15 protein-coding genes and 1 pseudogene are annotated in these 19107 nt (G+C 71.0%); 9 read left to right on the top strand and 7 right to left on the bottom strand.

Translation table 11 applies throughout. From position 1 onward, the window contains the following. Positions 1-9: 9 nt before the first annotated feature. The 3 genes and pseudogenes from AC6CKD_RS02280 to AC6CKD_RS02270 form a co-directional block, all read left to right on the top strand. Positions 10-306, top strand: a pseudogene (locus AC6CKD_RS02280) (restriction system modified-DNA reader domain-containing protein); the annotation flags it as partial. A gap of 389 nt (positions 307-695) precedes the next feature. Continuing rightward, entirely contained in the window at positions 696-1112 is a 417-nt protein-coding gene (locus AC6CKD_RS02275) for a hypothetical protein (RefSeq protein WP_498325452.1), read from the top strand. 154 nt (positions 1113-1266) lie between these two features. Further along, positions 1267-4683, top strand: a complete 3417-nt coding sequence (locus AC6CKD_RS02270; RefSeq protein ID WP_498324762.1) for a tetratricopeptide repeat protein — start codon at positions 1267-1269, stop codon at positions 4681-4683. A gap of 70 nt (positions 4684-4753) precedes the next feature. Here the strand turns inward: AC6CKD_RS02270 and AC6CKD_RS02265 are convergent, their stop codons facing one another. Then, positions 4754-4972, bottom strand: a complete 219-nt coding sequence (locus AC6CKD_RS02265; protein ID WP_382977232.1) for a hypothetical protein — start codon at positions 4970-4972, stop codon at positions 4754-4756. Positions 4973-4974: 2 nt separating this feature from the next. Beyond that, positions 4975-5856 (bottom strand): mycothiol conjugate amidase Mca, encoded by an 882-nt coding sequence (gene mca, locus AC6CKD_RS02260; protein ID WP_498324760.1) that lies wholly within the window; start codon positions 5854-5856, stop codon positions 4975-4977. A gap of 121 nt (positions 5857-5977) precedes the next feature. On the opposite strand from mca, the gene AC6CKD_RS02255 reads away from it, so the two are divergent. Continuing rightward, positions 5978-6391, top strand: a complete 414-nt coding sequence (locus AC6CKD_RS02255; protein ID WP_498324758.1) for a DUF4307 domain-containing protein — start codon at positions 5978-5980, stop codon at positions 6389-6391. 113 nt (positions 6392-6504) lie between these two features. Continuing rightward, positions 6505-7002, top strand: a complete 498-nt coding sequence (gene greA / locus AC6CKD_RS02250; protein WP_478688955.1) for a transcription elongation factor GreA — start codon at positions 6505-6507, stop codon at positions 7000-7002. A 119-nt stretch (positions 7003-7121) separates the two neighbouring features. Here greA and AC6CKD_RS02245 read toward each other — a convergent pair whose 3' ends face one another. From AC6CKD_RS02245 to ilvA, 3 genes are all read right to left on the bottom strand, one after another. Beyond that, a complete protein-coding gene (locus AC6CKD_RS02245; RefSeq protein ID WP_498324756.1) occupies positions 7122-7973 on the bottom strand; it encodes an ABC transporter permease in 852 nt (283 codons plus the stop codon). Further along, positions 7970-9001: an ATP-binding cassette domain-containing protein gene (locus AC6CKD_RS02240; protein ID WP_498324754.1), complete on the bottom strand. Its 1032-nt coding sequence runs from the start codon at positions 8999-9001 to the stop codon at positions 7970-7972. Before AC6CKD_RS02240 ends, AC6CKD_RS02245 begins: the two co-directional genes overlap by 4 nt. 164 nt (positions 9002-9165) lie before the next feature. Beyond that, positions 9166-10398, bottom strand: a complete 1233-nt coding sequence (gene ilvA / locus AC6CKD_RS02235; RefSeq protein WP_498324752.1) for a threonine ammonia-lyase — start codon at positions 10396-10398, stop codon at positions 9166-9168. 324 nt (positions 10399-10722) lie between these two features. On the opposite strand from ilvA, the gene AC6CKD_RS02230 reads away from it, so the two are divergent. The 3 genes from AC6CKD_RS02230 to AC6CKD_RS02220 are packed head-to-tail and all read left to right on the top strand — an operon-like array spanning position 10723 to position 12091. Continuing rightward, positions 10723-11256: a MarR family winged helix-turn-helix transcriptional regulator gene (locus tag AC6CKD_RS02230; protein WP_498325408.1), complete on the top strand. Its 534-nt coding sequence runs from the start codon at positions 10723-10725 to the stop codon at positions 11254-11256. 47 nt (positions 11257-11303) lie between these two features. Further along, on the top strand, positions 11304-11852 hold the full coding sequence (locus tag AC6CKD_RS02225) for a sigma factor-like helix-turn-helix DNA-binding protein (protein ID WP_498324750.1): 549 nt from the start codon (positions 11304-11306) through the stop codon (positions 11850-11852). Next, positions 11849-12091, top strand: coding sequence for a hypothetical protein (locus AC6CKD_RS02220; protein ID WP_498324748.1), 243 nt, complete (start codon positions 11849-11851; stop codon positions 12089-12091). Before AC6CKD_RS02225 ends, AC6CKD_RS02220 begins: the two co-directional genes overlap by 4 nt. Before the next feature lie 40 nt (positions 12092-12131). Here the strand turns inward: AC6CKD_RS02220 and AC6CKD_RS02215 are convergent, their stop codons facing one another. Next, positions 12132-13289 carry a cystathionine gamma-synthase gene (locus AC6CKD_RS02215; RefSeq protein WP_250751601.1) on the bottom strand — a complete coding sequence of 386 codons (1158 nt, stop codon included), beginning with the start codon at positions 13287-13289 and terminating at the stop codon, positions 12132-12134. A gap of 163 nt (positions 13290-13452) precedes the next feature. On the opposite strand from AC6CKD_RS02215, the gene AC6CKD_RS02210 reads away from it, so the two are divergent. Then, a complete protein-coding gene (locus AC6CKD_RS02210; protein ID WP_498324746.1) occupies positions 13453-14559 on the top strand; it encodes a hypothetical protein in 1107 nt (368 codons plus the stop codon). Between the two features lie 82 nt (positions 14560-14641). Here the strand turns inward: AC6CKD_RS02210 and AC6CKD_RS02205 are convergent, their stop codons facing one another. Further along, positions 14642-18982, bottom strand: a complete 4341-nt coding sequence (locus tag AC6CKD_RS02205; protein ID WP_498324744.1) for a ricin-type beta-trefoil lectin domain protein — start codon at positions 18980-18982, stop codon at positions 14642-14644. Positions 18983-19107 lie beyond the last annotated feature (125 nt).

The raw sequence follows: 19107 nt of genomic DNA, 5'->3' as shown, positions 1-19107 counted from the left end.
CGGTGGAGGATGCGACAGCACCTGTTCACACCCTGGGGAGGGACCACAAAGATGAGCGACAACGGTCAGCCGCGGACTTCCCATCTTCTGGACGGCCGCCGCGTCACCCTTTCCCATCTCATCGAGGCCGGGCTCCTCAAAGAGGGCGAGACGCTGACCTTCGACCGCCCTCGGGTCGGGGAGACGCATACGGCCCGCATCGCATCGGACCACCGGATCGAGCTGCTGGACGGCAGACGCTTCAAATCGCCGTCGGCCGCGGCCAGCGCCGCGGTCGGCACGGGGTCCTTCGACGGCTGGGAAGCATGGACGGTGACCGGAGGCTCCCTACTGTCCATGCTCCGCCAACAGTTGCTGGACGACGCGGCCGAGGCGGCGGAGGTGACCGAGGAGACCGCCCTCTCCGTGGAACGCCACGAAAGGCTGAAGCAGGCGCGGAACGCGGCACAACTCGGCAAACCCACGGCCCTCTCGGTACGGCAGCTGATCGACTGGTGGGGCGCCAAGGGACGCGGCGGTCTGATCATGCGGCAGATTCACGCCGATCTCGCCAACCACAGCCTTTCCACCTCGCCGGACTTCGATGCCGTCTCCCTCGACGACGAAGTACAGCTCGTCACCACCACCCCGGCCCTGGATGAGGAGCCTCCCGCCGAGGGCGCCTTCGTCACTGCCGCTCCCCTCCCCGACGAAGGGTGCGGGACGAGAAGAACAACGTCGCCGGGATCGTCACGGCCACCGACGTGGCGGCCACCTATGGCGAAATGGCCACGCCCTTCTTCCTCATCGGTGAATTCGACCAGCTGCTGCGGCGGATACTGGTCGCCAATTTCGACATCACGTACGCAGCCTCGCTGTGCGACCCGCAGGGCAAGCGGAAGATCGAGGCCTTCGACGACCTCTCCATCGGGGACTACCAGCAGGTCTTGGGAAACAAGGACGCGTGGGAGGCGCTGGGCTGGCCCCTCGACAGGAAGGTGTTCCTGATCCGGGTCAACGATCTCCGAGAGATCAGGAACGACCTCATGCACTTCAATCCCGACCCGCTGCCACAAGACGCGGTCCGGAAGATCCGGAACATGATCACCTTGCTCCGCGAGTACGGAAACTGACGGGCCCGGAAGCACCCGGGGTCTGCTCATCGACAGCCCCCGAGCGACCGGTTGCGTTTCAACTCCCTCTGAACTAGCTCAGATTCCCTCGCGCTCGCGACCGTCCCGACGGACACTTGTGGCACGGTTCCGGAGCTCTCTGAGGGGGATGCCGATGCGGGACAGTCATCGCGGTGAGGCCGAGCGGCTGCTGGGGCGGGCCGTGGAGGAGGAGTCCCGGCGGGGAGCGGGCGGAGCGGCCGGAACTCCTGAGGCCAAGGCGGCGCTGCTGGCGCGCGGCGGGCAGGCGCTGGACGCGCTCGCGGCGAGCGCCGCTGCCGAGTACGAGGCGTACACGCGCGCCCTGGACGAGGCGGCGGCCGGGGACGAGTCGCTCGGCGAGGCCTTCCGGCGCGCGAACACCTCGACGGCGCTGCTGGTGACGGGGGTCGCGGCCGCTGCCGCGGTCGTGGCCGACCTGGCTTTCAGCGTGGCGGTCGGCACGGCGCTGACGACCGGCGCGATCGTGGGCGTGGCCGGGGCGACGGCGACCGTGGTCAAGGTGACCGCCCTGCACCTGCCCGCGGCGAACCGGCGCGCCGGGGAGTTCGGCCGTCCGGGTGGCGCGGAGCAGCTCAAGCTGCAGTGGCTGTCGGCGCTGGAGGTGCGCGGGATACGCCCTTTCCTGGAGCAGCAGCGCAAGGTGGCGGCCGCGGCGCAGCACGCCCCGCACAAGGTGAACGGGACCGGCAGCGCGGGTTCCGCCCTCCAGCTGCGCGGCGCCAATCGCAGCGCCGAGGCCCGCCGGCGGGCCGTGCTGGAGCAGTCCTTCGGGCAACTCCCGGCACTTGAGGGTGCGTTCGTCGGCCGTCGGACCGAGCTGACCCGGATCGCCCAATGGGTGCACAGCGCCCGGGCGAGCACCGAGACCCGTCCGGTGGTCGTGGTGCTGCACGGGGAGCCCGGAGTGGGCCGCACCACGCTGGCGCTGCATGCCGCGCAGGGGCTGCGGGACCAGTTCAGGGGTGCCTGCGTGGTGGACCTGCGCGGCGGCGGCGCCTCCGAGAGCCCGCTGCCGACCCGTGAGGCGCTGCTGCACTTGATGAACCGGCTCGGCGCGCCCCGGGAGCAGCTGCTGTTCCGCGAGGGGTCGTCGGCTGAGCAACAGGTGCGCAGGCTGGGCGAGTTGTACCTCCAGCATGTGCAGGGCACCCCGGTTGCGGTGGTGCTGGACGACGCCGTGGACGCCGCGCAGGTACGGATGCTCGTGCCCGAGCGCTCCGAGAGCCTGGTCCTGGTCACGGCCCGGGAGCCGCTGGAGCTGCCCGCCGAGCTGGCGGCCTGGGTGTACCAGATGCCGGTGACCCGGCTGGCGGAGGAGGCCGGCGCGGAGCTGGTCCGGGCGGCGGGCGCGGACCCGGCGGGGACGGTGGCCGCCGGGACGGTGGGCGCGGGGACGGGAGCGGGAAGGCCGGGAGCCGCCGGGACGGGAGCCGGAGGCACCGGAACCGGGGGCACCGGAGCCGGCGGGCCCGCGGCCGGAGCCGGAGCCGCGGAGCCGCCCGTCGGCGCGGCCGCGCCCGCGGCCCCGTACCCGGAGGAGACCGTACGGGCACTGCTCGCGCTCGGCGCCGGCCTGCCGCTGGCGCTGCGCGTGCTGGCTCCCCTCGGGGAGGCCGGGGAGCCCGGGCAGGTCGGGGAAGTCGGGGAGTCCCCGGAGCCCGGCGGCTCCCTGGACGCCGCCCTGGACCTGGCCTACGCGGCCCTGCCCGAGGAGCGGCGCCGGCTGCTGCGCCGGCTGACGCTGGCCGGCCGGGCCTCGCTCGGGGCGGCGGCCGCGGCGGCGCTGATCGACGCGGACCAGGCGGAGGCCGGGCGGCTGCTGCGCGAGCTGGCGCGGGCGGGGCTGCTGGACCACGTACGCGGGGACCGGTTCCGGATGCACGACGCGGTGCGCGCGTACGCGGCGGCGCGGCTGGCGCAGGACGAGGACCGGGCCGGTGCCTCGGCGGCGCACGAGCGGCTGATCCGTACGTACGCGCAGCTCGCGGACTCGGTGATCCGGATGGTCGACGGGAAGATGTCCACGCGGGCGAACGCCCTGTCCAAGGCGAGCACGGTCGGCGGCCACGGCTTCGTCTCCCTGGACGCGGCCCTGCGCTGGCTGGACGACGAGTCGAGCTTCATCACGGCGGCGCTGCGGCACTCGGAGGGCGTGGACCAGCAGGCCGTACTGGACCTGCTGGGCGCGCTCTGCGACTTCTGCCTGCTGCGCGGTGACCTGTACCGGCTCGGCGAGATCAACGAGCTCTCCCAGGCCGTCGACCAGGGGCTGCTGGTCCGCTCGGTGCAGTGGCGTACGGGCATCGCGGCCCGCCAGCTGGGCGAGCTGGACAAGTCCCGCACCACCCTGACCTCGCTGGTCGACCAGTACAAGGAGGCCCGGCAGGAGGCGGGCGCGGGCATGGCCCTGGTCTCGCTGGGCATCACCCTGCACCACCAGGGGAACCTCCCCGAGGCCTCGGCCCGCATCCGCGAGGCGCTGGTGCTCCAGGCCGCGGACGAGCTGGCGGGCGACCGGGCGTGGGGCCTGCACGCGCTCGGCGCGGTGGAGCGCGACCGCGCGCACCTCGCGGAGGCGCTGCGGCTGCTGCGCGAGTCGCTGGTCCTGCACCGGGAGAGCGAGAGCGTGCACGGCGAGGCCTGGGCGCACCTGCAGCTCGGCCAGGTGTACCTGCGCCTGGGCGAGGTGCCGCGCGCGGAGGCGGAGCTGCGCCTGGCGCTGGAGCTGTACGGGCGCACGCGGGACGACCGCGGCCAGGCCTGGGCGCTGACCCAGCTGGGCCGGGCCCGGGTGGTCGACGGGGATCCGGGGCCGGCCCTGGACCGGCTGCGGGACGCGCTGGCCCGGCACCGGGAGGCGGAGGACGCGCGCGGCGAGGCGTGGACGCTGTACTACCTGGGGCAGGCGCTGGAGGAGGCCGGGGAGCGGGACCGGGCGGTGCGGGAGCTGGAGCGGGCCCGCACGATGTTCTCCCGCATGCGGGACGTGTACGGGCTGGCGCACGCCCGCCACCATTCGGGCCGGGTCACGCGCGACCAGCGGGCGGCCCAGACGGGGAACCTGAAGAACTCCGGGTTCGCCCGCCAGCTCCTGGTGGACGCGCGGGCGGACTTCCGCCGGATCGGGCTGGCCCACGGGGAGGCCTGGACCTGTCTGGAGCTGGCGGTGGTGGACGCGGGCAACGGGCGGACCGCGCAGGCGCTGGACCTGTGCGAGGAGGCGGTACGGCTGTTCATCTCCTACGGGGACCGGCGCGGGGAGGACTGGGCGCGCTTCCTGCGCTGCACGCTCCTGCCGTACGCGCTCCCGGCGGCCCCGGACGAGGCGCGGACGGAGCTGGCGCGGCTGGCGGCGGCCCCGCACCCGATGCGGGACGGGCGGCTGGAGGACTGTCTGGAGTCCTACACGGTGATCCTGGGGCGCGGGGTGGACCCGGCGGAGGGCTGGCAGGCGTGGCGGCTGTCGCTCGTACCGAACCTGCACTCGCGGGAGATCATGGGCGTCCCGGTGGCGCTGCCCTCCGCGTAGGGCGCGCGGGAAGCCGCCGCCCCGGCCGTGAACGGCGGGGCGGCGGTCACCACACGTGGACGGGGGCCCCTTACGGGGCGCGCGTGCCCTCCGTGGGGGCGGGCTCGGGGGCTTCCTTGAAGTCGACGCGGCCCATGTGGCGGCTCATCGACTTCATCAGGCCCCACACCCCGAGGGCGAGGGCCGCGAACACGACGAATCCGAGGAGGCCCGGGGTCACCTTGTTCTTGTCGAAGGTGTCGCCGGCCAGCGGAAGGAGCTGGACGATTGCTTCGTGCGTAGCGCTCATAGCTACGCATTCTCCCGGATGCCCGCGAAGAGGTCGGACTCGGGGAGGGAAGTGTCCACGAGGGACTTCGCGAGCTCGTACTCCTCCGTCGGCCAGACCTCCTTCTGGATCTCCATCGGAACGCGGAACCAGCCGCCGTCGGGGTCGATCTGGGTGGCGTGCGCGATGAGCGCCTTGTCACGGATCTCGAAGAAGTCGGCGCAGGGCACGTGGGTGGTCAGGGTCCGCTCCGTGCGCTCGAACTCCTTCCACCGCTGCAGCCACTCCCCGTACGGGGATTCCAGGCCGCGGGCGAGGAGCGCCTCGTGGAGGGCGACGGTGCGCGGCTTGTTGAAGCCCTGGTTGTAGTAGAGCTTCTGCGGCTGGTACGCCGGGCCGAACTCCGCCTCGGGGTACTTCTCGGTGTCGGCGGCGTGATCGAAGGCCACCATCGTGATCTTGTGGGTCATGATGTGGTCGGGGTGCGGGTAGCCCCCGTTCTCGTCGTACGTGGTGACGGCCTGCGGCCGGAAGGCGCGGATCTTCTTCACCAGGCGGCCGGCCGCCTCGTCGACGTCGGCCAGCGCGAAGCAGCCCTCGGGCAGCGGCGGCAGCGGGTCGCCCTCGGGGAGACCGGAATCGACGTATCCCAGCCATTCCTGGTCGACGCCGAGGATCTCGCGCGCCTCGTCCATCTCCTTGGCGCGCACCTCGTGGATGTGTTCCTCGATGTACTTGTCGCCCTGGAGCTTGGGGTTGAGGACGGAGCCGCGCTCACCGCCCGTGCAGGTCACCACCAGCACGGACACCCCCTCGGACACGTACTTGGCCATGGTGGCCGCGCCCTTGCTCGACTCGTCGTCGGGGTGGGCGTGGACGGCCATCAGTCGAAGCTGCTCGGTCAAGACAGGATCCTCTTTGAGTCGTCAGGGCGGGCGCTTCTATAGTGACCGAATCGGGGGGTGGAAAAATTCCGGGGGGTCACCCCGGGATCCCGGTATTCGCCCACCTCGAAGGGAACGATCGATGAGCGCGGTGCGCGAAGAGCTGCCCGAGGGCCGCTACGGCCGGTCGGCGGACGAGCGTGCGGACCGCAAGCTCAAGGTCATCGGGTCGGTCCTCGGTGTCGGGCTGCTGGGCGTGGTCGGCTGGATCGGCTGGGACTACGTGGCCGGTCAGAGCGTGAGCGCCGAGGTGATCAAGTTCAAGGTCGTCTCCGACACCGCGGTCGACGTGCACCTGGAGGTGCGCAAGGGCGCCTCGGACACCGGGGTGTGCACGCTGAGCTCGCAGGACGAGGGGCACGGTGAGGTGGGCCGCGCCGATTTCACCTTCGCGGAGCCGCACAAGCGCGTGGACCGGATGGTCACGCTGAAGACCACCGGCCGCGCCACGATGATCGAGCTGGTCGGCTGCAGCGTGGCCGGTTCCGCGGGCTGACCCGACGCACTTCACACACTTGGCGTCCTCCCCCTTTTCTTCCCGAATTGTTAGGCTCGTGGTTTCGTCCGCCGCTGGCGGCTTTGTAGTCCCTGTACCGACGAGGAGCACCCGTGACCCAGACGAGCGAGAGCGTCACCTGGCTGACCCAGGCGGCGTACGACCAGCTGAAGGCCGAGCTGGAGTACCTCTCTGGTCCCGCACGGTCGGAGATCACGATCAAGATCGCGGCGGCCCGCGAGGAGGGTGACCTCCGTGAGAACGGCGGTTACCACGCGGCCAAGGAGGAGCAGGGCAAGCAGGAGCTCCGCATCCGCCAGCTCACGCAGCTGCTGGAGAAGGCCAAGGTCGGGACGGCCCCCGCCTCGGACGGCGTGGTGGCCCCCGGCACCCTGGTCAAGATCGCCTTCGACGGCGACGAGGACGACACGATGGAGTTCCTGCTGGCCTCGCGCGAGTACGCGTCCTCGGACTTCGAGACCTACTCGCCGCAGTCCCCGCTGGGCTCCGGCGTGATGGGCAAGAAGATCGGCGAGGACGCCCAGTACGAGCTGCCGAACGGCAAGCAGGCGTCGGTCAAGATCCTCGACGTCAAGCCCTTCACCGGCTGATCACCCCCCTTTCTTTTCACACCTCGCCCCGCCGGGCCGCTGCCCGGCGGGGCGAGGTGTTTCCTGCGGGGCGGCCCTTGAAAACGGGGCCTACGGGATCTGCGGGATGACCGCGGTGTCTACACCGTCGCCGAGCGGTACTTGCGGACGGCGAGGGTGCGGAACACCACGATGATCACGACGGACCAGAGCAGCGAGGCCCACACCGGGTGCTGCATCGGCCAGGCGTCCGACGGCGACACGCCCGGGTTGCCGAACAGTTCGCGGCAGGCCTGCACGGTCGCGCTGAACGGGTTCCACTCCGCGATGGGCTGGAGCCAGCCCGCCATGTTCTCCGTGGGCACGAAGGCGTTGGAGATGAACGTGACCGGGAACAGCCAGATCAGCCCGCCCGAGGTGGCCGCCTCCGGAGTCCGCACGGACAGGCCGATCAGGGCGCCGATCCACGAGAAGGCGTAGCCCAGGAGCAGGAGCAGGACGAAGCCGGCCAGCGCCTTCGGCACGCCCTCGTGGATGCGCCAGCCCACGAGGAGCGCGACGATCGCCAGGACGACCATCGTCAGGGCGGTCTGCACGAGGTCGGCCAGGGTGCGGCCGGTGAGGACCGCGCCGCGGGCCATCGGCAGCGACCGGAAGCGGTCGATCAGGCCCTTGTGCATGTCGTCGGCGATGCCCGCGCCGGCGCCGGCGGTGGCGAAGGTGACGGTCTGCGCGAAGATGCCGGCCATCAGGAAGTTCCGGTAGTCGCTGGCGCTGGTCGAGCCGCCGATCATCATCGAGCCGCCGAAGACGTAGCTGAACAGCACGACGAACATGATCGGCTGGATCAGCCCGAAGATGACCATCTCGGGGATGCGGGACATGCGGATCAGGTTGCGCTTGGCCATGACCAGGGAGTCGTTGATCCCCTGGACGATGCCGCCGCGGGGGCGGGGCGCCACCAGCTCCGGGGTCGTGGAGGTGAGGGTCACTTCGCAGCCTCCTTGCGGTCCTTGCGGCGCCCCGTCGACTTCGCAGACTTCGCGTCGGCGGGGGCCTCTCCGTTCTCCTCGGCGCCTCGCTCCGCCGCGTGGCCGGTCAGGGAGATGAACACGTCGTCCAGGGTGGGACGGCGCAGGCCGATGTCGTCGATCTCGATGCCGCGTCCGTCGAGTTCGCGGATGACCTCGGCGAGCAGCTTGGCGCCGCCGGAGACCGGCACGGTCAGCTTGCGGGTGTGCTCCTCGACGGTGGTCTCGCCCTTGCCGAAGCCGGCGAGCACCTCGCGGGCGTCGGCTATGTGCTCGCGCTCGTGCACGACGACCTCGACGCGCTCGCCGCCGGTCTGGGCCTTGAGCTGGTCGGAGGTGCCGCGTGCGATGACCCTGCCGTGGTCGACCACGCAGATGTCGTGCGCGAGGTGGTCGGCCTCCTCCAGGTACTGCGTGGTGAGCAGCAGGGTGGTGCCGCCCGCGACGAGCTCCTGGATGATGGCCCACAGCGCCTGGCGGTTGCGCGGGTCGAGGCCGGTGGTGGGCTCGTCCATGAACATCACGGGCGGGCTGACGACGAGGGCCGCGGCGAGGTCGAGTCGCCTGCGCATGCCGCCGGAGTACGTCTTGGCCGTGCGGTCCGCGGCGTCGCCGAGGTTGAAGCGCTCCAGCAGTTCGGCGGCCCGGGCCTTGGCCGCCTTGGCGCCCATCTGGTAGAGCTGGCCGACCATTTGGAGGTTCTCGCGGCCGGTGAGGTATTCGTCGACGGCGGCGAACTGGCCGGAGAGGCCGATCGCGCGCCGGACTTCGTTGGGGTGTTTGAGGACGTCGATCCCGGCCACCACCGCCTTGCCGCTGTCGGGCTGGAGGAGGGTGGTCAGGACGCGGACGGTCGTGGTCTTGCCCGCGCCGTTGGGGCCGAGCAGACCGAGGACCGTACCTTCGGGTACATCGAGGTCAACGCCGTCCAGAGCCCTTACGTCGCCGAAGGTCTTGACCAGGCCTTCGGCGTAGATGGCGCCTGGCATATGGGTGCTCCCAGTGCGAATCGAACCGGTTGAATCGTGACATTCCTACGCGAATCCTATGGGCGCCGAGCCGACCTCGCTCGGCCGAACGGGCGACACCGTATCGCGTCATATCGCGTATCGCCACCGGTTCGGGGCGTGTCACCCCCGGGGGGGTGAGCTCGCTAGCTCATGACCTTGTACCCCGCGCCGTGCAGCGCCCGCGCGACCTCCGCGCAGTGCTTCGGCCCCTTCGTCTCCAGGTGCAGCTCCACCTCCACCTCCGTGAGCCCCAGGCGCGGGTCCGTCCGCACGTGGCTCACGTCCAACACGTTCGCATCCACCACTGACAACTCGCCCAGCAGACCGGCCAGCGCCCCCGGCCGGTCGCTCACCCGCAGCCGCAGCGACAGGTAGCGGCCGGCCGCCGCCATGCCGTGGCGAAGGATCCGCTGCAGGAGCAGCGGGTCGACGTTGCCGCCGGACAGCACGGCCACCACCGGTCCGTCCCCGTACAGTTCGGGCTCGCTCAGCAGCGCGGCCACCGGGCTGCACCCGGCCGGCTCGACCACCATCTTCGCCCGCTCCAGACAGAGCAGCAGGGCGCTGGAGAGCGCGTCCTCGGACACCGTACGGACGTCGTCGAGCAGCTCGCCAATGATTTTGAAGGGGATGTCCCCGGGCCGGCCCACCTTGATGCCGTCCGCCATCGTGTTCGGGTTGTCGATGGACACCGGGTGCCCGACCTTCAGCGAGGGCGGGTACGCGGCCGCACCCGCCGCCTGGACTCCGATCACCCGGACGTCCGGGCGCAGCGCCTTCACCGCGACCGCCACCCCGGCGGCGAGCCCGCCGCCGCCGATGCCGACCAGGATCGTGCGCACCTCGGGGCACTGTTCCAGGATCTCCAGGCCGACCGTGCCCTGGCCCGCGATGATGTCGCGGTGGTCGAAGGGGTGGATGAACACCGCGCCCGTGCGGTCGGCGTAGTCCTGGGCCGCGGCCAGCGTCTCGTCCACGACCTGCCCGTGCATCCGCACCTCGGCGCCGTAGTCCTGGGTCGCGGCCACCTTCGGCAGCGGCGCCCCGACCGGCATGAACACGGTCGAGCGGACCCCGAGGAGGGAGGAGGCCAGCGCCACGCCCTGGGCGTGGTTGCCGGCGCTGGCGGCGACGACCCCGGCGGCCCGCTGCTCGGGGCGCAGGCCCGCGATGCGCACGTACGCCCCGCGCAGCTTGAAGGAGCCGGTGCGCTGGAGGTTCTCGCACTTGAAGTGGACCGGGGAGCCGGTCAGCGAGGAGAGGTACCGGCTGCCCTCCATCGCGGTCACCCGGGAGACGCCGGACAGCATCTTCTGGGCCCCCCGGATGTCGTCGAGGATGACCTGCGGGACGGGCTGCGGCACGCGGTAGTTCATGCGGCCAGTCTCGCAGCCGGTCCGCCGCACGTTCCGCCGCGCTGGGCGGGACGGGTGAGCGACGTGCCTCGGGGAGGGGCATTGGCGGGCCGGGCGGCGGGGCGCCGGCGGGCCTCGGGGAGGGGCGCCGGCGGGTCCGGGCGGTGGGGCGGGAGGGGCGCGCGGGAAAGGTGCGGGAGCGTCGGGATCTCGCCATGCGGGACGGCTCGTAGTCGGCGTTTCACCGCTGCCGTATCAGTTCTCGTACGAGGAGTACGAGCCGTCGCAGGGCCGCGTACTCTGTCCCCCATCCTTGTCGGCCCCATGCGAAGAGAGCCCACGGCCATGCCCTCCACCCCGGCCAGTTCCGACCTGCCCGCGCCGGCCGGCGCACCCGCCGAAGCCGGTGTCCTCGACGCGCTCCAGCACCAGGTGGCGGTCTTCGCCCGGCGCGCCGAGCAGACCCGCCTGGGCGGGGTCGGCCAGGCCCGCAACTCCATGGACCGGGCCGCGTACCTGCTGCTGAACCGGCTCGACCTGGAAGGCCCGATGGGCGTCAAGGCGCTCGCCGGCGGCATGGGCATCGACTCCTCCACCGTCACCCGCCAGGTCGCCCCGCTCGTCGACAGCGGCCTCGTCAAGCGGACCTCGCACCCCGAGGACGGCCGGGCCGTCGTGCTCGCGCTGTCCCCGCGCGGGCTGGCGCGGCTGGAGGAGGTCCGCTCCTCGCGGCGCGAGCTGATGGCCCGGGTGACGGACGGCTGGCACGAGGAGGAGCGCGAGGCGTTCACCGGTCTGCTGACCCGTTTCAACGTCTCGCTGTCCGAGCTGATGTCGGCCGGCTCCGAGCCCGGTTCCGAGGCCGGCCCCGCCTCCTGACGCCCGACCCCTTCCGAGGCGGTCCCTCCGGCCGCACTATGTGGACTGTGGACCACGGGCCGGGCCCCTACGCGGAGTTCGAAGCCTTCGTCGCGGGCGCGGCGGGGCGGCTCCTGCGCGTCGCGATCCTGCTGACGGCGGAGCCCGCGACGACCGCGGGCGGCGCCCCGGCCGCGTCCGGGGCCACAACACCGCCCGACGCCACCGCATCGCCCGACGCCGACGCCGCGGCCGGCGCCCCCGCCGCGCGCGCTTTGCTCGGAGGCGCGCTGGCCCGTACGTACGCGAACTGGCGCAGGCTGCGCGGGGACGACCCGTACGACCACACCCGCCAGGAACTGTGCGCCGCCTTCGCCCGCACCGGCCGCCGCCACCACGGGGGCAGCGGGGTACTCGGCCGGCTGGCCCCGCTGGAGCGGCTCGTCGTGGTGCTGCGGCTCTACGAAGGGGTCGCGGAGGAAGTCACGGCGGCGCAGCTGGGGCTGGCGCCCGAGCGCGTACGGACCCTGTGCGACCGGGCCGTCACCGAGCTGCGCTCCCGCCCCGGCGCGGCCCCCGGTCCCCGGCCGGACTCCCGCCACCGGGAGGCGGCATGAGTCCCCCCGATCCCAGGGAAGCCCAGGTCAAGCGGCTCCTTGAGGGCCCGTACCCGGCGGTGCCGCCCGATCTCGCGGCGGGCGCGGCCGCGCGCGGCGGCCGGCTGCTGCGACGCCGCAGGACCGTACGGCGGATCGGCTGGACCCTGCTGTGGGCGGCGGTGGTGGCCTTCGTGGTGTGGGCCTCGCTGACCGGCGCCTGGTCGACGCCTTCGAGCGAGGTCTCCCCGCCCTGGTAGGACGGGGAGACCTGTTCCGACGCGCGGGCGGCCGGCCCGACTAGCCCAGCGCCTGTGCCAGGTCGGCCAGCAGGTCGTCGGCGTTCTCGATGCCGACCGACAGGCGGACCAGGTCGCCGGGGACCTCCAGGGCCGAGCCGGCCACCGAGGCGTGGGTCATGCGGCCCGGGTGCTCGATGAGGGACTCGACGCCGCCGAGGGACTCGCCCAGGGTGAAGATCTTGGTCCGGTCACAGATCGCGACGGCCTCCTCCTCGCCGCCGGTGACCCGGAAGGAGATCATGCCGCCGAAGTTGCGCATCTGCTTGGCGGCGATCTCGTGGCCCGGGTGCTCGGGCAGGCCCGGGTAGAGGACCGTGTGGACCTTGGGGTGGCGGGACAGCATCTCGGCGATCTTGCCCGCGTTCTCCGCGTGCCGGTCCATGCGGACGGCCAGCGTCTTGATGCCGCGCAGCACCAGCCAGGAGTCGAAGGGGCCGGCCACCGCGCCCATGGCGTTCTGGTGGTAGGCCAGTTCCTCGCCCAGCGCCGCGTCGGCGGCGACGAGCGCGCCGCCGACCACGTCGGAGTGGCCGCCCATGTACTTGGTCAGCGAGTGCACGACCACGTCCGCGCCGAGCGCGAGGGGCTGCTGGAGGTAGGGGGACGCGAAGGTGTTGTCCACGACCAGCTTGGCGCCGGCCGTCCGCGCGATGTCGGCGACGACGGCGATGTCCGTGATGCCGAGCAGCGGGTTGGAGGGGGTCTCGACCCAGATGACCTTGGTCTTCGGGGTGATCGCCGCGCGCACCGACGCCGGGTCGGAGGTGTCGGCGACCGACCACTCGACGCCCCAGCGGGAGACGACCTTCGCGAAGAGGCGGAAGGTGCCGCCGTAGGCGTCGTTCGGGATGACCACGTGGTCGCCCGGGGAGAGCAGCGTGCGCAGCAGGCAGTCCTCGGCGGCGAGCCCGGACGCGAAGGCGAGGCCGCGCCGGCCGCCCTCCAGCGCCGCGAGGTTCTCCTCCAGCGCGGTACGGGTCGGGTTGCCGCTGCGGCTGTACTCGTAGCCGCCGCGCAGTCCGCCGACGCCGTCCTGCTTGTACGTGGACACCTGGTAGATCGGGGGCACGACCGCGCCGGTCAGCGGGTCCGCCGTATTGCCCGCGTGGATGGCGCGGGTCTCGAAGCTCTGGTGCTCGTGGCTGTCGTCGCTCATGAACACGATGCTATGCCCCGTCCGGGCCCTCCGCGGCCCCGCCTCCGGGGTGCACGAAGGGGGTCGCGGACCAGGTCGCGGGGGGCCCCGGCCGGAAGACCGTTTCACGCCCTCCTTTGCCTCCTATTGGCCATTCCCGGGGTGGGTCTGGTTCGCTGGGGGGATGGAGATTCTGTGGTTCCTGCTCGCGATGGCCCTGCTCTTGGCCGCCGTCGGACCGATCCTGCGGCGCAGGCGCGGCGGACTGCGCCTGGTCACGCCCGGGAGCCCGGACGCCGCCGACCCGGCGGACTACGGATTCGCCCTCCAGGAGGAGCTCGACATCCGGATCCCCGGGCCGGACCCGGACCTGATGGACGCCCTCGACCACGTGCGGCGCACCGGCCAGTGGCAGGCCGCTTCCCAGTTGCTGGCCGGTACCGCCCGGGACGGCGAGGTGCGCTGGCAGCGCGTCCAGGCCTTCGCCGGCTCGGCGGCGCTGGAGCTCTCCCAGGAGCCCGGGGCCGGTGCCGGGTGGCTGAAGGCGTGGCGGCTGGAGGCGCCGAAGGACGCGGGCGGCGCGCAGGTGCACGCCGAACTGCTGGCGCAGCAGATGTGGCGGCGACCGGAGGGCATGAGCGAGGCCGACGTACGGATCATCGCGGAGGAGGCCCGGGAGTCCTGCCGGAAGGCCGCGCTGCTCGCCCCCGGCGACCCCATCCCGTACATCATCGAGCTTTCCGTGGCCCGCATGCTGCACTACTCGGAGCCCGAGTACGACGCCCTGTGGGCGAAGATCATCGACCGGGCTCCGCAGCACATGGGCGCGCACCTGGCGGCGCTGAACTACTGGTGCGCGAAGTGGCACGGCTCCCGGGAGAAGGCCGACGCCTTCACCCACCACGCGGCGGCCCGCGCCCCGCAGGGCTCCCTGCTGGCGGCGCTCCCCCTCTTCGCGCTGTACGAGCACGTCCCCGACGTCGTCCTGATCCGCAGCTTCCACCAGAGCGCGTCCGTGACCAGGGCGGTGGAGGGCGCCCTGTACGCCGTCCACACCGCGCGCCCCGACGACCCGATGCTGGCGCACGTACGCCACCTGCTCATCCTCTTCCTGGTCGGCGGCGAGCGCTGGTCGGAGGCGATGGACCAGATCCGCCACGTCGACGGCTACGTGGGCGCCCTCCCCTGGTCCGCCGACCCGGACCCGGCGGCCTCGTACGCGATCTACCGCGCCCTGGCGGTGGCCGGCTACGAAGCCAACGGCGGCTCCCCGGCGACCCTGCCGCACTGAGGATCCGCCTCACATGCGGCGACGGCCGCCCCTCCCGGGTGGGAGGGGCGGCCGTCGTCCGTCGGGAGGTTGTACCGATGCGTCAGGGTGCCGCGTCGAGACTCGGCAGCGGCAGCGGCGCGGTGCCCAGCGTCATGATGGTCCAGCGCTGGGCGTCGGAGGAGTTGCAGTCGAAGAGCCAGAGCTGGCGGCCCGGGGTGGTGTCGAAGTTGCCGAGGTCCACACAGCGACCGGAGGCCGGGTTGTAGATCGAGCCGTCGGCACGAGGCAGGAACTTCTGGGCCGGAGTCGGTCCACCGCATGTCCTCAGTTCGAGCAGGGTGGTGTTGACGGTCCCCGCGTTGGTCGCGCTGACGCACTTGCCCTGGATCCGCAGGGATCCGTCGGCCCATACCTCGAAGTTCTGAGCGAGGCTCCCGTTGCAGGCTGCGACCTGGATCTTGTTGCCGTCATCGGTGCTGGCGAAGTCGTTGTCCACGCACACCCCCGGCGCCTTGGTGACCGCGGGCAGCGAAATCCTTCCCCTGGCCGCGGGAGCGGTGGGGGCGGCTGCGTAGGAATAGGAGGCAAAATTGCTGAGGCCGCCCTTGAAGACGTCCATAGCCTGGCCGGCAACCTTGTACCGGCCGAAGACGATCGGATAACCGTTGGGTGCTGGGCTGGTAGCGGCCGCGTGCTGGCCCGAACTCGCAAGGACACCGTTGACGTACAGGCTCATCTGGCCGGTGCCGGCGTTGTAGACGGCGGTCAAGCGGGTCCAGGCATCGGGGGTGAACCGGGCCGCTTGATTGGCCACGCTGCGGTTCCCGGTGTAGTCAAAGGGCCACGCTCCCCCCTGAGCATTGGCCATGGCAAAGTGCCACTGACCGGTGCCTTCGTCGGCATAGATCATGAAAGAGCTGTTCTGGGAGCCGTCCTGGCTGACGATCACGCTGTTTACCGGCTTCGGAGTGCTTCTGGTGTGTTTGGCCCAGGTCGTGATGGTGAAGTTCGTGCGAGTATCGATGCCCGGGCCGCTGGTGGTGATGGTCGACCCAGCGCCGTTGAACGCTGCGTAGGGGGTGCTGCGGCCTTCGATGGTCGCGGTGGGCCAGGTGATCCCGGCCGCAGTGGCCGGGTAGTTGGTGCCGCCCGCGCTGGGGGTCGTGTTACCGGTGGCGCCGGCCAGCTTCCACTGTTGCGTGGGCGTTTTGAGGCTGCCCTGGAGGGTGAGGGCGGAACTGATGCCGGTGACGGTGGGGTAGAGGACCGACGTGCCGTTGGGGGCGGTGCCGAGGCCGTTGAAGGAGACGAGCTGCTGTTCCTTGTCGATGGCCCAGAGGTCGGGAATGTTGTCGCCGGTGAGATCGCCGTCGGAGCCGACCCGTGGGAAGCGAACGGGGTCGATCTTGCCGCTGATGAGGCCGGCGGCCGGGTTGGTGAAGCCGGTGAGAACAGGGGCGTCGGGTGTGCCCGTGATGCTGAAGGCGTGAAGAGAGCCGCCGTCGTTCTTGTTACGGGCCCACAGCGTCGGGAAGTTGGTGCCCTGGGCGCGGCCGGGCGTCATCAACTCGTAGCCGTCCCAACGTGTGTCGTTCGGGGAGAGCAGAGTCGCAGTCTTGTCAAGGTTGTTGGAACCGACGGCGGGGGTTGCCAGCCACAGGCGTCCTTTCTCCACGAAGAGGAGAGAACTCTGCGGAAGGGAGTTCGGCGAGCCGAGGATGGCATCACCGGTTAGCGAGCCGAGTGCGGCGATCTGTGTAACACCGCTCCAGTCGCCACCGAGTTCATGGGTCGAACAGGTGATTCCCTTGGAGTCGGGGGTAGCGCAGCGGGTGGGCTTGTCCAGGTCGCTCTTGGCTTGTCCGTCGACCAGTCCGGTGCCGTTGTTGGTGTAGAGGTACAGATGAGGCGCGCCAGGTGCATGCGCGATGAGGTCATCGACCGTCTTGTCCCCAAGGCCCCCCCGGTGGGTGAGCTGGACGTTGTTCCAGCTGCTGGAGCTCACACTGGAGCGGGCCATTGCCACGGGCGTCGCGGAGGGATCACCGCCACTGTTGGCGCTTGTTTCCGTTCCATCGGGATTCTTGAAACGGAGGTCTCCCCTTCCGCCTATGTTGATCTGCCGAAGGTCTCCAGCAGCGTCGGCAAGGACGACGTCGGCCTTGCGGTCGCCATTCATGTCGCCGAAGATCGGGGCCGGGCTGTTGGGGTTCGACGGGACGTAGAAGCTGTGGACGACGGGCTGCGACATGTTGCCCGCGTTGTCCTGGGTCTGCAGGTAGAGGTAGTTCGTTCCCCAGGTCTGGGGGAGGAACTTCACGGTGGCCTTGCCGCCGGTGAAGGTCTTCACAATCCGGCTGTCGACGTCGGTGCAGTTCCAGTCGGAAGCGGCCTTGACCGGGTCGGGGGTCCAGCGGGCACAGGCCAGGCCGGAGCTGCGAGTGCTGCCTACGGGGACATTGTCCGCGCCGGCAAGGGTGAAGGTCCCCTCCTCGCCCACACGCTTCGGGTGACCGCCAGTGGTACCAGAGACCGGGAAGTCGACCGACGTCACGGACGCCGACGGCGGCGTCCGGTCGACCCGGAAGTAGCAGTACGGGCTCTCAGCGCTGACCAGGGTCCCGTCCGTGGTGACTGACGTCCAACCGTACTGGTGACCGTCGATGAGCCTGCCGACGTCCACGACCGCGTCACCTGAAGAGCCGTTCCAGCCCGTCTGGCTCCACGTGGCGGCATCCGTGTCCACGTCCCAGAGTTTGAAGGTCGTCTGGAGCTGGCGGCCGGTGGGCGACCAGGTCTCGGAGGTCAAGTGGACGTTGGTGTTGACACCGATCCAGCCCGGGTTGTCCGAGGGCTGGGCCGCACCCGGGGTGGTGCAGGCGGAGTAGGTACTGGTCCCGGCGAAGCCCGGGGTGGGGCTGGTACGGGGGTTGCCGATGTGGGGCCGGATGTCGTACGTCGTGACGATGTGGGGAGCGTTGCTGAACCGCTGCCGGTAGTACATGTTGCCTTCGTCATCCGGTGCGAAGCCGAAGGTGAAGGTCGACCAGCGGCCCGCAGCCGCGTTCTTCATCTGTGCGGTGACGTTGTACTCGATCTCACTGGTGCCCGAGATCGTGGCACCGCCGATCTTCGCGCAACCACCCATGCGGGAAGCACGGTCACAAGGTTGGTTGTTCCACGTCGTGGGATTGGCTATCCCTGTCGGGCTGTGGTAGAGCCCCATCGGCGTGGGCGTGCTCGGGCTGGAAGAGGAGACGACCGTGGCATGCAGCCTGGCATCGATCACCTCGGTGCCGTGAAGGGTCGAGTTGATCCCGACCTGGAAGTACGCGCGCTCCCGGCCCTTCCTGACGCACGTCGAGTAGCCGCAATAGCCTGCGGCCGGGGTGTCCTGGCCGTTCGAGGTTCCGTTGAACTCGTTGGTGTCGGGGTAGGCCTCCTGGACCTGTGACCAGGCCTGGTTGACGCTGTCAGCCGAGGGGTTGACGCCCGGGTCGATGAACCAGGGGCCCGCGCCTTGGCCGAGCAAGGAGGTGTCGGGTGTCAGCTCGATACCGGTTGCATCCGCCTTCACGGCGATCTGCTTGACGGTGGCACCCTCCCCCGGGCCGTCCGCGCTGGAAACAGCGGAGCCATCGGCTGCGGGCGGCTCGGTCTGCAGGCGGCTGTCCGCACCCGCTGCCTGGGCCGCAAGCGCAGACTTGGCGGCCACGGGCGCGGCCGTCGCCGAGTCCCACATGAATGAGGTGGGACTGGAGAAGTGGGCCTTGCCCTGAGCGTCCTTGAAGGTGATGTTGCCCGCGGCGTCGGCGGATGTGTTCAGCCCCGGGGCATCGACATCGAGGCGGATCGTCTTCAGAGCCGGGTTCGCGGCAGCCTCGGCCGTACGCACGATGAACACCTGGCTCCAGCCGCCCAACTGGGTGGCACTCAGACGCAGGTCCACGTCCGGCAGGACGTTCCTATAGAGCGCGTCGTTGCCGTCGAGCGTGGGCGCGGGAAGCGTGAAGGGCGCCTTGACGGCAAGCTTCCTGCCCTCAGCCGTGGCCATCGTCGCCATCGCTCCGGTTCCACCTCCCGAGAGGGTGAGGGGGGACGGAACGACCTTCGGGGACAACGTGCCGTCGGCGTTCACACGCAGCGCGGTGTCTATCGCCAGCCAGCTCCCGTCGACCTGCTTGACCCGCTCCGGCGCTGGACCGGCCTCCGTGGTGAGCGTGCCACTCGGGTTGGCGAGGGTCTGGGAGCTTCCGGTCGTCAGGTGGTCGATGACCACGGACTTCCCCATGGCCTTCGCCTGCGCGAGCGCCTCGTCAACGGCCTTCTCCTCGGCGGAAAGCTCGGGCTTGGCGGTGGCTGCCGGCCAACCCTGCGTCGCAGGTCCGGCCTCCGCCCGAGCGGGAGGGGCAGCGGTCAGACTCGCCGCGAGCGAAAGCACCACAGCGCCTACCGCGGGGAGCATCACGGCTCCGGAGGTCCGACGACGCCGGAGGGCCCCCGGTCTCGGAGTGAGCAATGAAGATTCTGGCCTCATGGGCGGAGGTCCTCGCTATGCGTCGCATC

It is taken from the genome of Streptomyces sp. GQ60 (genome assembly GCF_059758875.1).
This window is presented reverse-complemented; position numbering and strand designations above follow the sequence as displayed.

Excerpts from the sequence above, each read along its gene's own strand:
- AC6CKD_RS02270 (WP_498324762.1), top strand. The coding sequence starts at position 1,267 with ATGCGGGACAGTCATCGCGGTGAGGCCGAGCGGCTGCTGGGGCGGGCC.
- AC6CKD_RS02265 (WP_382977232.1), bottom strand. The coding sequence starts at position 4,972 with ATGAGCGCTACGCACGAAGCAATCGTCCAGCTCCTTCCGCTGGCCGGC.
- AC6CKD_RS02255 (WP_498324758.1), top strand. The coding sequence starts at position 5,978 with ATGAGCGCGGTGCGCGAAGAGCTGCCCGAGGGCCGCTACGGCCGGTCG.
- AC6CKD_RS02240 (WP_498324754.1), bottom strand. The coding sequence starts at position 9,001 with ATGCCAGGCGCCATCTACGCCGAAGGCCTGGTCAAGACCTTCGGCGAC.
- ilvA (WP_498324752.1), bottom strand. The coding sequence starts at position 10,398 with ATGAACTACCGCGTGCCGCAGCCCGTCCCGCAGGTCATCCTCGACGAC.
- AC6CKD_RS02230 (WP_498325408.1), top strand. The coding sequence starts at position 10,723 with ATGCCCTCCACCCCGGCCAGTTCCGACCTGCCCGCGCCGGCCGGCGCA.
- AC6CKD_RS02220 (WP_498324748.1), top strand. The coding sequence starts at position 11,849 with ATGAGTCCCCCCGATCCCAGGGAAGCCCAGGTCAAGCGGCTCCTTGAG.
- AC6CKD_RS02215 (WP_250751601.1), bottom strand. The coding sequence starts at position 13,289 with ATGAGCGACGACAGCCACGAGCACCAGAGCTTCGAGACCCGCGCCATC.
- AC6CKD_RS02210 (WP_498324746.1), top strand. The coding sequence starts at position 13,453 with ATGGAGATTCTGTGGTTCCTGCTCGCGATGGCCCTGCTCTTGGCCGCC.